The following is a 14,569-nucleotide window of genomic DNA, read 5'->3' on the forward strand; positions in this document are numbered from 1 at the left end:
ATCGGTGTCGGTCGAACAAATCAGTCTCTAGGTCTTGACTTCATATAGCTGGTCTTCATTGCCCGGGACCTCCTTACGTGTCGATAGCAGGAGGTGGCATTGTAGCCGGAAGGCATGGAGGCCTCGCGAAGGGCGCAGCCGACCGCACGACAGCGCCTTGCGTCCTTGCGTGCGAGTCCGAATTGCACGTGAACCCACTGTCCTCACACAACCGTCTAAGATGGTAGGGCACGAATGAGCAACCCTTTGGGAGGAAGTATGGCACAGACCACAGACGGACAGCTTACGGCCGAGGTCGACGCATACGTGGAAGAGGTGTGGGAGGATGTCGTAGAAGACATCCGCACGCTCGTGAAGATCGAGTCTGTCGAGGACCTCTCGGCAGCCGAGCCCGGCAAGCCCTACGGTCCCAAGGCCAACGAGGCCCTGATGGCAGCCGAGGGCATCGCCCGTCGTCTTGACCTTGCCGTGACAGACCTCGACGGCTACATCGGCTACGGAGATGTGACCGGCAATGAGGGTGCACCCTACGTGGCCACCATCGCCCACTCGGACATCGTACCCGTGGGGCTTGGCTGGAGCGTTCCCGCACTCGATGTCACCCGCAAGGACGGCTACCTTCTGGGCCGAGGCGTGCTCGATGACAAGGGGCCTCTGGTCCTCTCGCTCTGGGCTGCGCACTTCTTTGCCCGTCGCGTCGAGAGCATGGGCAAGCCGCTCCCCTACACGCTGCGCTGCATCATTGGCAACAACGAGGAGACCGGCATGGCCGACGTCGGGCACTACCTCGCCTGCTGCTCCGAGCCGGCCTTTTGCTTCTCCCCCGACGCGGACTTCCCTCTCATCTGCGGGGAGAAGGGGCTCTACAGCGGCAAGTTCACGTCCGAACCCATAGGTGACGGTGTCATCGAGTCTCTTGACGGTGGCACCGTGTCAAACGCAATCCCCGGGCAGGCAACGGCCGTCGTGCGCGTAGACGCGGACAAGCTGCCATCGCGGGACGGCATTGACGTCAAGGCCGCAGGCGAGGGCCGCGCATGCGTGACCGCACACGGCAAGGGAGGCCATGCGTCCATGCCGGAAGGCACCGTGAACGCAATTGGGGCCCTCGCCGACTACCTCCTTAAGCATGTAGAGAACCTCACCAATGCCGAGAGGCTCTGGTTGCACCTCGAGCAGGAGGTCTGCCACGCCAGCGACGGCAAGTCCCTGGGCATCGCGGCAGCAGACGACAAGTTCGGCGCGCTCACGTGCGTTGGCGGCACCGTCCGCACGGTTGGCGACCGCTTTGTGCAGACAGTCGATTCGCGCTATCCCACCTCGACCTCGGGCAGCCGCATCACGATAGAGCTCAGGCGCTTCGCCGCTCTCTACAACGCAACGTTCGAGGAGGGACGCAACGTTGCGCCCTTCTACATCGACCCCATCTCGCCCGAAATCACCACGCTGCTCAAGACGTACTCCGAATACACGGGCCGCAAGGGCAAGGCGTTTACCATCGGCGGCGGAACCTATGCGCGCCACTTCCGCCGGGCCTGCGCCTTTGGCCCTCACGAGCCCCATGCAAAGGAGCCGAGCTGGGTTGGCATCGAGCACGGCGCCGACGAGGGCGTCTCTGAGGAGAGCCTCAAGCGCGCGCTCAAGATCTATATCGTGAGCATTGCACGCCTTATGGAGCTGGAGCTCACCCAGCCCGAGGAGTAGCCGTCCGCCTCAGCCGGCATCGCGCCTGTCTAACAGCTCATCTCGCCGCCAGTTGCCGCGCCCTTGTGGCCACGCGACTGGCGGCGAGTCTTCACGCTGAGATACGTGCAGGCGCCGTAGAGCAGCGCATCGGTGATCGAGCTCGTCTGGACGCTGCCCAGAGAGCCTGACGAGAGGATTGCGCCCACGAGCTGGACTGCCGCATACGCGAGCGAGATGGCGGATACCCAGAGAAACGGGCGAATCTTCTCGGGTTGGTTAGCGCCTCGAAAGCCCAGGGACCCCACAATGAGGTTGACTGCCGAGGAGACAAGACCTGCTGTGAGGGCACGGCCCGCAAGCTGCCCCGCCATAAGCGATGCCGAGCCAAGCGTCACCGTTTGCGAGGGGTCAAGTTGCGAGATGGCATACCACAGGATTACCGTGATCACTGCATTTAGGGCTGCCGAGACCATGAGGACCTCGGAGAGCAGGCGCAGTGCCCGCTGGTGACCGTCGAGCAGGAAGGACTCCCCCCTCACACCCTCGTCGTGCTCGCGCTGCACGCGGTCGGCAAGCGACGAGCACACCACCACGTAGGTGATGGTCGCCGAGAGCACGATGGGATTGAAGATGAGCACGGTTCCGGCACCCCAGCTCCAGAGGATGGCCACGAGAAGCACGAGGCCAACCAGATAGCAGAGGAACCGATATGGCCCTACCCTACCGGAGCTGCGCGATGCAACAAGCCCCAACCACGCCGTCACGCAGAGCAGGACCCCGGCACCGAGAACCACTACCGCAAGGCCCAAAGGCGACCAGCCAGAAAGCGTGATGCCCGCAATGCTCAGCCCCGAATCGAAGGCATCCACCTGCCCGGTTGCGGCAGCAAAGAGCACAAGGCCGCCCGCAAGCAGGACGATCCCGCCCAAGATAGCCATCACAGCAGAGATGACGCCAAGCGTCACCTGAGCGGGCGTCTGTGGAACAGAGGTCACCTCGCCCCTCTCGCGCAGGCTATGCAAGAACGACGCCGCCCAGCCAGCCCCACCTGGGGGTGGAGGTAACGCCAAACTGGTTGATCCACGAGTCCAGGCTCTGGGTTGTGATCACGCCGCTCAGGCAGTGCCGGACGGTGCCGTTCCCCACGTAGATGCCAATGTGACCGTACAGGCGCGCGGCGGCGGAGTACGGCTCGGTGGGTACGGCAATGATCATGCCTGCCTGGATAGACGACTTGTCTGAGCTGGAGCAATACGACCAGTACATGTCGCAGGCGTTGCCACCAAACGAGCCGATGCCCGCATTGGCAAAGACGTTGGAGACCCACGCCGCGCAGTAGCCCGCACCGGTCGACCCCGTACTGTAGGTGGCGGAGATGACAGCCGCCTGAGAGCCCGAAGAGCCCGAGGGAACGCTTGCGGTGCCGCTCGCAGAGCTGCTGCTGGAAGAGCCACTTGAGGCTCGGCTGGCCGCCACGCGACGAGCCTCCTCTTGGGCGGCGAGAAGCTCGGCGTTTCTCTGGTCGATAAGGCTCTGCACGTTGGAGTTGAGCTGGCCGACGAGGTCCTGGGCCTCTTGCTGCTTGGCCTGGACGTTGGCAAGCTGGGACTCCTGGTCGCTCTTGAGCTGGCTGAGCTGGTCCTTCTGGGAGGAAAGGTCGGCCTGCTGGCTTTCGAGCGCGGCCTTGTCGTCCTCAAGCTGCGACTTCTGGACCTCGAGATCGGCCCTGAGGCTCTTGACCTCCTCGATCATGGAGTTGTCCTGCTCGGACACCTTGTCAAGATAGTAGATGTTTGATGTAAGCTCCTCGAAGGACGCCGAGGAGAGAAGCAGATCGATGGTGTTGGCATTGCCAGACTTGAACGCAGCGGCCATGCGGTCGCCGAGGACCTGCTGCTTCCCTTCAATCTCGTCCTGCTTGGCGTCGATGTCCTTCTGCTTTGCGTCGATGTCGGTCTGCTTGGCCTCGATGTCGGATTGAAGCTGGTCAATCTGCGCGGAAACGTCATCGATCTTGCCAACAGTATCGGAGAGCTGCGAGGACAGGTCCGAGACTTCCTGACCGATCTGGTCGAGCTGCGACTGGGCGGCGTCAGCGTCCGACTGGGCGGCGTCGATGTCCGACTGGGAAGTTGCAAAAGCGGTGGCAGGGCTTACAAGAGCAAGTGCCCCAGCACCGATGAGCAGCCTGAAGGCATCCCTGCGCGTGACGGTACGCGCGGGGGCGAGCGCTTCGTTGGCGCGTCGGCTGCTGGTGCCGCTGGTCTGCATAAGGCCTCCTGGGTACGACTGGGATACGTTTAGGTCACGGATGCCATTCTACCCGTTAGCCGCGGAGAGGACGAAAAACACACGGTGCCAAGCGGCCAGCGGCGGTGCCGACGCCAATGCCAGGGGCGCGCGAAACCGCCAGCCGCCAATTCTACCGATTCTCGATGCGGGCAACGTTACTGATCACAATCGAGATGCTGCCGTCCTCTTGATGCGCGAAATCGATGTAGCCGGGACGCTCGGCAAGCTCGGAGGGAAACGCAATCTCCACGCCCGTATCGGTGCGGATGCGGTGCGTGCGCGTGAGTCGATTGGCCGCACCCCTTCGCACCGGCACCTCCTCGGGCAGCTCGCGCTCGCGGGTGCGCTCCTCGAAGCGCTGCGCCATCTCGGGATTGTCCTCAAAGACCTCGCGTCCCACATCGGCAGGCTGGATGGCCTCGTCGGCATCGGCACGGCGAGCCAGCGCCGCCTTCGCGCGGGAGACCTCCACGGCCGCGGTAAGGCCGTACTCCTCGGAGAGGTCCCCCACGATGCTCGTGACCTCGTCGATAACCTCGTGACTCGAGGCCTCCTGAGTGCACTGCAAAAAGAGCTCCGGGATGATCTGGCGCGGCTCCCCGGCAACGCTTCGCTCCTTGTCGTGGAAGTCGATGTCCAAGGTCTCGGCGTTGATCAGCACATACGTGTCGACCTTCTGCGTAGGGTTGGGAAGCGTGGCGTCCTGCCGGGCAATCTCGTTGCCATTCTCGTCCACCTCGTGGATGAACGCCTGCTTTCTGGGCAAAAGCACCATAGCAAATAGGTGCGTCCCCTCGGACTCGTAGGCATCGGCAACGGCGTCCTCGTCCGCATTGGCCGAGGCTCTCATATCGCCCGTGTCCGTAAAATCCGCAACGAGAAGGTCGCACTGCTCGAGGTCCTCGGCACGTCGCAGCTCCTCCCAGAACCACTGGGCAATCTGGACGGAGAAGTCCGCAAACGACACCCGTCCAGCAAAGTACTCCTTGAGCCCCGAGGCAAAGTTGCTCTCGGGGGCAAACGTCCCGTGCTTGCTCTCGGCGCTTGAGCATATGCGGCGCAGCCTTCGCGTCACGTAGGAGCGGGTCTGGCGGTTGTCAAGGTCAAGCTCGCTTTGCGAGAAGAACGTGCTGCCGCTCTCGAAGTCAAAGACGTGCAGTATGGCATGGCCGATTCTGAGCATGGGCCTCATCCCTCCCGTGGGTCTGCCGGCGGGCGCCGGCTCAAGCACCCAAGTCTAGCGCAGGCCCCGCAGACGAGGCCTCTAGCCTCGAGGCTTTCTGTGCATCCTTCTGCTGCACCTCCCTGCCAGGCAAGCCACCCATGACCCCGGCATGGCAAGGGGCGGGCGCCCGGCCGGGCGCCCGCCCCAATCTCTAGAACTTTGGACTCTCCCCCTTAGGGAGGTCGCTCCCCTGTGGGATGCGACGTATGTTGTAGGCACGTGCTATCTCACAACGGCTCGACTGGTGCGAGCCCAATCTTTGTTCCTCTCGCGTAGTAGGAACCCATCTGGAGTTGTCGGCTCTTCGCCGACCGGGGAAAAACGCGCCTGCTCCTTCTGGGAATCACGTCGCCGTCTCGTTCGGCGTATCCGCGGTGCCACCATGTCGACTTTAACGTTGCGAAGGACCTGCTACCGCCTCGGGGGTGATTTCACGCATTCCGAAGCAGGCGCCTGGATGCTATCTCTTCTGTGCCCATCGGAATGCACCTCCTTGATCGGCCGTCCTTGCTGGGCGACAACCTTTAGTTATTGTCTTTATAACCAAACCGCTGGGGCCATATTATGTGATTCCTCGGCCATACCGCAAACGGTGCCATTGGCTCCGTGACGGAACGCCACGCGCGCTGCTTCGCGAAGAGTGGAATAATGGATAGCTGGTGCAATTCCTGGTCCGATTCCATCCCTTTGCGCGCCTACTCCCGTCTCGCGCCCGAGCGCTCCACAATTCCTCTTGAGGTCTCGTAGGTCACCCAGAAGTAGCCGCCATAGAGCGCCAGCACTATCGCACCCGTGACGAGCGTCGGCCGCATGAAGTTGGCCATGCCCAGCGTCTCCACAACGTTCTTGATGACCCCAAGGGCAACGAAGGAGTGCGCAAGGGCAAGCGCCAGCGGAAAGACAAAGTACACGGCAACCTGGAAGAGCAGGGCGCGGTCGATCATTAATCGCTCGGCGCCAAGCTCGCGAAGGATTCTATAGCGCGTGACGTTATCCGCTGCCGCGGAGAGCTGCTGAATGGCAAGGATCGAAGCGCAGGAGACGAGAAGCACAAAGCCAATGTAGATGGCTACGTAGGCAATCGTGGCCGAAATGCCAACGGACGCAGTGCGAATCTTTGTCGCTGTGGTGTAGTTGAAGTACGGCCAGGTGCTGAGCGTTGGCGCATAGGCATCGGAGAGCGAGCCCTCGGTCGGGAACGCCACCTCAAGCGCATCGAGGAAGTCCTGCTCGGAGATGCCCGGGCGATACGTCACGTCGAGGACGGAATAGCTGCGTGAAAGCTGGTCTCCATGGGTCGCGAGGAATGAGTCGGGAACGACGATGGAGCACCAGGAGCCTCCATCGGTATCCGCAAAGAGGGCGACATCGTCTGCCGAGACAAGCGAGAGCTCCTCGCCAGCAATGGTGATTGACCCGCGCTTCGAGGCGACCTCGCACCAGAAGTCGAGGTAAGAGTGGCTGGTCGTGACAAGCATCGCCCGACCATCGGCGAGAGAGAGCTCCGCCTTGCCTTGCATGCGAAGGGCAGCGTTGAGCTGCGAGATGCCCATGATTCCGAGTGAGGCATCCCCTGACTGCTGGAACTGCTTGGGGATCTTCACGTCCAGACCTTCCAAGAGGGCGCTTCCCGTGAGGCCGTCGGCAGAATAACGGTCAATCTGGCAGCTCTGCTCGACGTACTCGTCCCAGCTTGGTGCTGCAGCACGGATGGACGCAACCATGTCACCACCGACAGCATCCATTGCCGCCACATTATCCGGAAGCGTTTGGTCGAGAGCAACGCCGTTCTCGTCCGTCTCGGGTGACGCCGCAGACATGGCCGTGTAGGACGTAAAGGAGGCGTCGAACGGAGTTCTCTCCTCAATGCTCTGGTTCATCGAGTCTGCGATGGCAAACCCGCCGCAGGTAGATGTTATTGCCAGGAACAGAGCCGCGCACACGATCGAGATGGAGAGCCACGCGCTGTTGATTCGGCTGTTGAGCTGGCGTAGCGAGAACATGTTGAGGCCACGCAGGTAGAGCCTCTTGTTCGACTGCACCGCACGCAGGAGAAACCCCGAGAGCGAGAAGAAGAACAGCAGCGTGCCCACGCTCACGAGGAGGGTGGCAAGTCTGAACTGGCTGTCGATGTAGAGCATGCCGTTCTGGATGAGTTCGTGGTACGCGACACCGATGAGCGCCAGCGATACCACAAACAGCACGACACAGACCGGCAGGCTGCGAATCCTTGCCTTCTCGCTCACCTTGTCGGCGTTGATGAGGTCGATGAGCCCGAAGCAGGAGACGGCACGCACGTTGAACAGGAGCGTAACGGCAAACATGAGCAGAAAGCAGCCAAGCGTGGCAAGGGCTGCTGTGGGCGAGAACACGAGAGAAAAGCCCGAGATGGTCACAGCAAAGACGTGCGCGGTCACCACAAGCATAATCTGCGAGAGAAGAATTCCCGCAAGAAGCCCTACGGCAAGCGCCCCTACGCCAACAATGAGCGCCTCAAGCATCACGATGAGCGACACCTGGCCACGACTCATGCCCAAGGTGAGATAGATGCCAAACTCACGCTTGCGACGTCGGATGAGGAACTGGTTCGCGTAGACGACGAGCAGCCCCAGAACAACGGCGACAAAGACGGACACACCGCCGATGAGCCGCGAAAGCATGGCGATTACCTGGCGAGAGTCCTCGTTTAAGTCGAGCACGGCAGATTGCTGCGTGATGGAGTTGAACGCATAGAAGACACAGATGCCAAAGACGAGGCTCAAGAAGTAGACAGAGAAGTCGCGCAGTGACCTGCGGACGTTGCCGAAGGCGATTTTAGCGAGCATCGGCGGCCTCCCCGCCCAGGAACGACACCACGTCGATGATTTGGTCGAAGAAGTGCTTTCTCGTCTTGGCTCCGCGGACGACCTCGTTGAACACGCGACCGTCCTTGATGAAGAGGATGCGTTTGGCATAGCTTGCGGCAAAGGAGTCGTGGGTTACCATCACGATGGTCGCGCCCGAAGCGTTCATCTGCTCGAAGCTCTCCAGGAGGTTTCTGGAGTTCTTTGAGTCGATCGCACCAGTGGGCTCGTCGGCGAGAACCAGCGAGGGCCGTGTGACGATGGCTCGGGCTGCGGCTACGCGTTGGCGCTGTCCGCCGGACATCTCGTAGGGATACTTTGCGAGGACGTCCGTGATGCCCAGGCGCGCTGCCACCTCGTCCACGCGGCCCTCAATCTGGGACGGCTCGATGCGATTGATCGTGAGGGCGAGCGCGATGTTCTCGCGAGCCGTCAGCGTGTCCAGGAGGTTGGAGTCCTGGAAAACGAAGCCCAGGCGCTCGCGGCGGAATCGCGCGAGCTGGCTCTGCTTGAGTTTCGTGATGTCCTGGCCTTCGATGAGGATGTGGCCAGCCGTCGGTCGGTCTATGGTCGAGATGCAGTTGAGCAGCGTCGTCTTACCGGATCCGGATGCTCCCATGATGCCCACGTACTCGCCTGCGTGCACCTCGAGTGAGACCCCGTCGAGGGCCTTTGTGATGTTTTCCCTGGTACCGTAGTACTTTTCGACGTTTTGACAGGTAAGGATGGCTGGTGGTGAGGCTGATGGCGCTGCGTCTGACATGCCATCGATGGCCGGGACGGTGAATGAAGCCATATACGTTCCTTTCGCTCGTTGACATGACCATACTCGGCGAGCGCGCAGGCGACTGCCATCGATTGAGCTGCATCATACCTTGTGTTTTCGTAAGGAAACGGCGTCGGTGATTGCCGCGAGGCCCTGGCGCAGGGCGTAACGTAACTACGCGTAACAAGAAATCGCCAAACTACACACAGAATTGAGGTTTTGAAGACCTCCGGTGTACTTGAGCGATAAGTGGGAAGAGACCCAGGCATCTCCGCAATGCATCCATTCAACACTCAAATGGGATAACATAATTATCCACTTGCCGATGGAAACCTATCGCTTGCCGGAAGTATTCCCAGGACAATTAAATAACCTTCATATCCTCAATTTTGCGTGTAGTTTCGCCAATCTCAGCTTCACGGAGTACATCGTGATGGGAGGAAGCCATGCAAAAGAGGTTGATTGTCGCCGGGGCTACTCTCGATCGAGCAATATCTGCCATGCATACGGGGGATTTGCTCTACGAACGCTGCCGGATAACTACTCTTCCCCCGAACTCATGCGTCAACACCCGCGAGGAGTTCGACAAAACAAGCCTTATTAATCTGCGATGGCTGTTGGATCCCGCAGAGAATGAGCCTGTCGAGCTGTTCGTGAGTTCACCGAGCGATCGAAATAACAGTGGCGCAACCAAGACCTACCTCCTCCCACAGCAACTGCCGATGGGTAGCCTGGTCCGACTAAGGGATAACATCTTCACGCTTTCACCCGAGTGCTATTTTGTGTGGAAATGCCGCCAAATCCCAGATTTGCCATCACGGCTCATGCTCTGCGATGAGCTGCTTGGCACCTATGCCCGGAAGATACCAGGCGAAAGAGGCTCGGGGTGTGCGTATTTCCTGGAGCCTCTCACCACCGCGCGAAGACTACACGCCTTCCTTCGGCGAGCCGGCGGCATGCGGGGTATACGACCAGCGCGCGACACACTTCGCTGGGCATTGGGAAACTCCTTCTCGCCGATGGAGTCCATCCTCGCAGCAGTCATCATCCTTCCCCAACGCTATGGCGGGTGGGGGTATCCGCGGCCTACTCTCAACCCAACGCTGGTCGTACCAGCCGACAAGCGACACCTCACCCATGGGGATAGCTATATGCCAGACATCGCATGGGCTGAGTTTCTGCTGGACGTCGAGTACGACAGCCGAGAGCGTCACGACACGCTGGCCGAACGACGCAAAGACGAAATCAGGAAGAGCGACATAGAGGCCTTGGGATACAAGGTCATTCCCGTCCACCCCAATGACCTGACAGACTTTGCCGAGGCCGAGAGGCTTCGCTTGAAGATTGGGGAACATCTTGTTGGCCACAAGGGAAGGACAATGCGTCAGCACCTCAAGAGGCTTGACACACCAGAGCTTGCAGAGGGCCGCCGCAGTCTGTTAGAGATGCTACTGCACGGATAGCCGGCAGCGCAAGCAACCGCTATTCTGGTCGCTGCGTCGTTGCCTCAGGGAAGGCAAGGCGTACCTCTGTTCCGGTGTTCGAGCCTATCGCCCGGGACTCAAGGGATATCCCCAGCCCCATCTTCTGGCAAAGCGCCCGGCACAGATAGAGGCCCATGCCTGTCGACTTGGCAAACCGCCGCCCGTTCTCCCCGGTAAATCCTTTGTCAAAGACGCGCGACACATCCGACTCCGGAATGCCAATGCCATCGTCCGCAATCGTGAGCACAGTTTCGTACGCATCCATACCGCGGCTGCGTCGCAGCGCGGAGATGCGCACGTGACCAGCAGCCGCCGCGTCTTCGGGCCGGCGATACTTGGCCGCGTTCACCAAGAGCTGCCCCACGATAAACGACAGCCACTTTGGGTCGGCGCGAACCGTGGCGTCGAGGCCCTCCCCTAGTCCGGGCGTAACGCGCGCGTCGATCAGGGCGCGGGCATTCCTACGCAGCGCATCGCGCACAACGTCTCCAAGCACGACCTCGCGAATGGAGAAGTCACGGTCAAGCGAGCTTCCACGCGCGTAGTAAAGGGCCTGCTCAACGTATCCCTCTATGCGCGCCACCTGCGCATCCATGGCATCGACATTGGGGCTGGGGTGGTTTTGCGCCACGAGGTGCGCCGCCGCAATGGGGGTCTTCACCTCATGCACCCAGGTCTCGATGTACTCGCGATACTCCCGCGAAGCCGTCCGGAGGTCCGCCACCTCGTCTGCCATCGCCTTCGACTCCCGCCCGAGGACGTCGTACAGCACGCGCCCCTCAAGGAAGTCCGGCCGCTCAAGCAGCTCGGGCGTGAGGTAGGGCCTGTCAAGGCCGTCCGCGCTGCGCGACACCTCACGCAAGAAGCCAATGCGGCGCCTGTAGTCAAGAACGTCTGCAGCCAGGCAGGCGACAAGGACGAGAGCCGCCGAGAAGCACGCCGCTCCGGCATCTGTTCCATACCCTACCAGCATAAATGCCCCAAGCATGACGGCTGCGCAGCGAAGGGTAATCGCCGCCGCATGGTCCTTGAGATACGACCCGAATCTCATGGCAGGTCTACTCGATGATGTAGCCCATGCCACGCTTTGTGGCAATGAAACCCGTGACGCCAATGCCCGCCAGCGTCTGCCTCAGGTGGCTCACGTTGACCGTCAGCGTGTTGTCATCCACGAACTCGTCGGACTGCCAAAGCTCCTCCTGGATGCGCTGCCGTGACACCACCGAGCCAGCATTTCTCATAAGAAGCGAAAGGATGCGCAACTCGTTTTTCGTAAGCTCGGCAGTGCGACCGTCATGCGACACCCCGCAGCGCGCCGTGTCGAGCGTGACCCCTCTGTGGGTGACAAGGGAGGACTCAAGCGTTGTAGCAGAGCTGCGCTTGAGCACAGAGGCTATGTGGGCGAGGAGGACTTGGCCGTTGTAGGGCTTGGGAACAAAGTCATCGGCGCCGGCAGAGAGCGAGACGAGCTCGTCCATTTCGTTGTCGCGACTGGTTACCACCACAATGGGGACGCTGCTCTTGCGCCTAAGCTCGCGGCACACGTACTGTCCGTCGATGCCGGGGAGATTAAGGTCAAGGACCACAAGGTCTGGTGAGGCATTGAGGATCTGCCCCACCACGTCCGAGAAGCCCTCGATGGCCCGAGCGTCGTAGCCGTTGCGGCGCAGGAGTACGAGAAGCTCGTTTTTGATATCCAGGTCGTCCTCGACAACCACAAGGCGCTGCATACCCACCCCCATATGACGCGGCGCGGCCACTCTCAGACCGCGTCGAACCGTTGAAATGAGGGTAGCACGAAGACGCACCGAGAAGCAGCCACCTAGCCTTGGGCGGCAGACGAGGGGGCCTGGGACTGCCCACCAGAACCGCCTGGGGCCTGCGTGTCGCTCGGCACCTGACCACCCGAGCCGGGCCCACCCATACCCATGCCACCGTCTGCGCCAAAGCCACCCGAGACGTCCGAGTACGAACCGTCGCTCAAGGTGACACTCGTCTCGGAGGACCCCACGCGCAGCGTGTAGGCCCCGTTGGACTCAAGCCCCGCGCAGCTCACGACCACGCAAGCAAACTGCTTTGTCGCGGTTGTGGAGCAAAGCACGTTACCCGCAGAGTCAAGCACCTCGATCGAGTCGCCGGCGCTTCCGGACGCCGAGACGAGCATGACGCCCTGGCTGCCTGATGCCGCAAGCGTTTGGACCATCCCGGTCGAGCCCGTCGCGATGATTGTGCCGCCCGTCACCGTACCGCTGCCTGCATAGTCAAGCGCACCGTTGCCGTCGTTCGTGGGTCCGCTCACGTAGGTCTCGCCGCCAGAGATCGTAAGGTTGCCGTTGGAGTCGATGCCATCACCCGAGGCATCGACGCGCACGGTGCCACCTGAGATGGTCACATAGGCGGTGGAGTCATTCTCATCCATGCCGCCCATGCCCCCGCCCACCGCGCCACCATCGGCCGCAGACGTCTCCGTGGGGTCCCCCGCCGCGTTGATGCCGTCATCCGTTGCGGTGGCATCGATGACGCCGCCCGTGATGGCGACGTAGGAGCCCTCGAGCGCCTCGGAGCTTTGGCTCACCGTGATGGTGCCACCGTTTATGACCAGCCCGTACTCGGCGTGCAATCCGTCATCTGCAGCGGCAACGTCAATGGAGCCGCCGTCCACCTCGAGGAAGAGTCCGGCGTCAATGCCGTCGGATGTGGCCGTGGCCGTGATGGTGCCGCCAGAGACGTAGACCCAGCCCTTCTCGGCGTCCTCGTCGTTGGCGCAGTGGATCGCGTCGGTGCCCGCCGTGAGCTTGAGCGTTCCCGCCCCAATGGCTACGGAGTCCTTGCCCTGCATGGCGTGGCCGGCAGCCGTGACGTCAACCGTCCCGCCATAGATCACGAGATCGTCCTTGCACACGATGCCATGCCCCTGCGCGCTTGAGACCGAGAGGGACCCCGAGCCGTTCACCGTGAGGTCAGCCTTCGAGAAGACCGCGCCGTCCACGTTGTTGCCATCCCCGGCGTCCGCAAACGAGCCCGTGGTGGCAAGCGCGTTTGTGGTACCCTCGGCCAACGTGAGGAAGACCTTGTCGGCAGCCTTAACGTAGATGGCGGCGGCATCCGCGGAGGTCACGCTCGTGCCGGAAAGGACTATCTGCACTTTGGCATCATCGGCAGCGTCAACCACGATCTGCCCGTCAGAAAGCGTACCCGAGACGACATAGGTCCCTGCCTGGGTGATTGTGACGGTCGAGCCGTCAACCGTAACGCCCGAGCCCGTAACCGTGGTACCACCGTCCGCGAGCGTGATAGCGGTTGCATTGGAGGCATCGTAGTCACCGCTTTGGTCGCGGTCCGAGTAGACGTCCGTCGTGTCGAGCAGTGTGACGGCATTGCCGGACGTGGTCGCAGCCGTAGTGGTAGCCGCCGTCTCGTCCGTTAACACCGCGCTGGCCGCAGACGTGCCGGACCCCGATGACGCTGACGCGCACCCCACAAGCGGGGCCGCGGTCAGGGCAAGGGCAAGGCCTGCAGCCACACAGGTGCGAAGGATGCCAAATCCGGTGTGCATGTTCCTAGAGCCCATAGCCGCTCACCTCCTGATGAGAGAGGGACACTTCCAGGTTGCCGTTGCGAGCCCTCAGCTCGTCGATCATGGCCTTCTCGCTCGTTCCCGCCTCCATACCAACGTCGTAGGTGAGCCTAAAGAGGCTTCCCATGTTGCAGGTCCTGACGGAAGCCAGCTCGTGGTAGGTGGTGTAGCGCGCAAGCACGTCGTCGAAGGCGCCGCTGTAGTCAAGGTCCTCCGGGACGGTAATGCGCAGGCTGAGGTCGCGCGCGTGCGTGCGCGACCGACCCGTGAACTGCTGCAGCGCAAGGCAGGCCCCACCAATCACCACAGTCACCATCGCTGCGGCGGCAAGGTAGCCCATGCCGGCCACAAGGCCCACCGCCATGGCGAGAAACACGTAGGCGATGTCGCGGCCAGAGCCGGGTGCGCTCCTAAAGCGCACGAGGCTAAAGGCGCCCGCGACGGCCACGCCTGCGCCAAGGTTGCCGTTCACCATGGCAATCACCACGCACACGATGGCAGGAATCACGACAAGCGCAATGGTGAACGAGCGCGTGTGCCGCTGCCGGTACGAGTACACGGCGGCAAGCACGGCACCCAGGACAAGCGCGCACAGCGTGCAGACGAGAAGCGGCAGCAACTCGACGCTCGTGGCCGTCGACGCGGTCGCCGTGGAAGTTGAAAACAGGGAGTCAAGCATGCGAGACCTCCTTTTGC

General features: G+C 61.7%; 11 protein-coding genes. 2 read left to right on the forward strand and 9 right to left on the reverse strand.

What is annotated here, in order from left to right; translation table 11 throughout:
* The first annotated feature begins 258 nt into the window (after nucleotides 1-258).
* Nucleotides 259-1,704: a Sapep family Mn(2+)-dependent dipeptidase gene (locus ACO59D_RS08145; protein ID WP_485126555.1), complete on the forward strand. Its 1,446-nt coding sequence runs from the start codon at nucleotides 259-261 to the stop codon at nucleotides 1,702-1,704.
* Nucleotides 1,705-1,733: 29 nt separating this feature from the next.
* Here the strand turns inward: ACO59D_RS08145 and ACO59D_RS08150 are convergent, their stop codons facing one another.
* The 5 genes from ACO59D_RS08150 to ACO59D_RS08170 all read right to left on the reverse strand — a co-directional run bounded on the left by ACO59D_RS08150 (nucleotide 1,734) and on the right by ACO59D_RS08170 (nucleotide 8,842).
* A complete protein-coding gene (locus tag ACO59D_RS08150) occupies nucleotides 1,734-2,681 on the reverse strand; it encodes a hypothetical protein (protein WP_485126556.1) in 948 nt (315 codons plus the stop codon).
* A 19-nt stretch (nucleotides 2,682-2,700) separates the two neighbouring features.
* Nucleotides 2,701-3,957 (reverse strand): coiled-coil domain-containing protein, encoded by a 1,257-nt coding sequence (locus tag ACO59D_RS08155; RefSeq protein ID WP_485126557.1) that lies wholly within the window; start codon nucleotides 3,955-3,957, stop codon nucleotides 2,701-2,703.
* A 151-nt stretch (nucleotides 3,958-4,108) separates the two neighbouring features.
* Complete coding sequence (locus ACO59D_RS08160; protein ID WP_485126558.1) at nucleotides 4,109-5,161, reverse strand: nucleoid-associated protein; 1,053 nt, start codon at nucleotides 5,159-5,161, stop codon at nucleotides 4,109-4,111.
* Between the two features lie 737 nt (nucleotides 5,162-5,898).
* Nucleotides 5,899-8,028 carry an FtsX-like permease family protein gene (locus ACO59D_RS08165; protein ID WP_485126559.1) on the reverse strand — a complete coding sequence of 710 codons (2,130 nt, stop codon included), beginning with the start codon at nucleotides 8,026-8,028 and terminating at the stop codon, nucleotides 5,899-5,901.
* Entirely contained in the window at nucleotides 8,018-8,842 is an 825-nt protein-coding gene (locus ACO59D_RS08170) for an ABC transporter ATP-binding protein (RefSeq protein ID WP_485126560.1), read from the reverse strand. The genes ACO59D_RS08165 and ACO59D_RS08170 overlap by 11 nt, the downstream gene beginning before the upstream one ends.
* 416 nt (nucleotides 8,843-9,258) lie before the next feature.
* Between ACO59D_RS08170 and ACO59D_RS08175 the strand changes: the two genes are divergently transcribed.
* Nucleotides 9,259-10,275, forward strand: a complete 1,017-nt coding sequence (locus ACO59D_RS08175; protein WP_485126561.1) for a hypothetical protein — start codon at nucleotides 9,259-9,261, stop codon at nucleotides 10,273-10,275.
* Nucleotides 10,276-10,294: 19 nt separating this feature from the next.
* Here ACO59D_RS08175 and ACO59D_RS08180 read toward each other — a convergent pair whose 3' ends face one another.
* The 4 genes from ACO59D_RS08180 to ACO59D_RS08195 all read right to left on the reverse strand — a co-directional run bounded on the left by ACO59D_RS08180 (nucleotide 10,295) and on the right by ACO59D_RS08195 (nucleotide 14,552).
* On the reverse strand, nucleotides 10,295-11,347 hold the full coding sequence (locus ACO59D_RS08180; protein WP_485126562.1) for a sensor histidine kinase: 1,053 nt from the start codon (nucleotides 11,345-11,347) through the stop codon (nucleotides 10,295-10,297).
* A gap of 7 nt (nucleotides 11,348-11,354) precedes the next feature.
* Nucleotides 11,355-12,026 (reverse strand): response regulator transcription factor, encoded by a 672-nt coding sequence (locus ACO59D_RS08185; protein ID WP_485126563.1) that lies wholly within the window; start codon nucleotides 12,024-12,026, stop codon nucleotides 11,355-11,357.
* Between the two features lie 92 nt (nucleotides 12,027-12,118).
* Complete coding sequence (locus ACO59D_RS08190) at nucleotides 12,119-13,867, reverse strand: carbohydrate-binding domain-containing protein (RefSeq protein ID WP_485126564.1); 1,749 nt, start codon at nucleotides 13,865-13,867, stop codon at nucleotides 12,119-12,121.
* Nucleotides 13,857-14,552 (reverse strand): DUF4956 domain-containing protein, encoded by a 696-nt coding sequence (locus tag ACO59D_RS08195; RefSeq protein ID WP_130810498.1) that lies wholly within the window; start codon nucleotides 14,550-14,552, stop codon nucleotides 13,857-13,859. Before ACO59D_RS08195 ends, ACO59D_RS08190 begins: the two co-directional genes overlap by 11 nt.
* Nucleotides 14,553-14,569: the final 17 nt, after the last annotated feature.

This window comes from Tractidigestivibacter sp. (assembly GCF_057241865.1).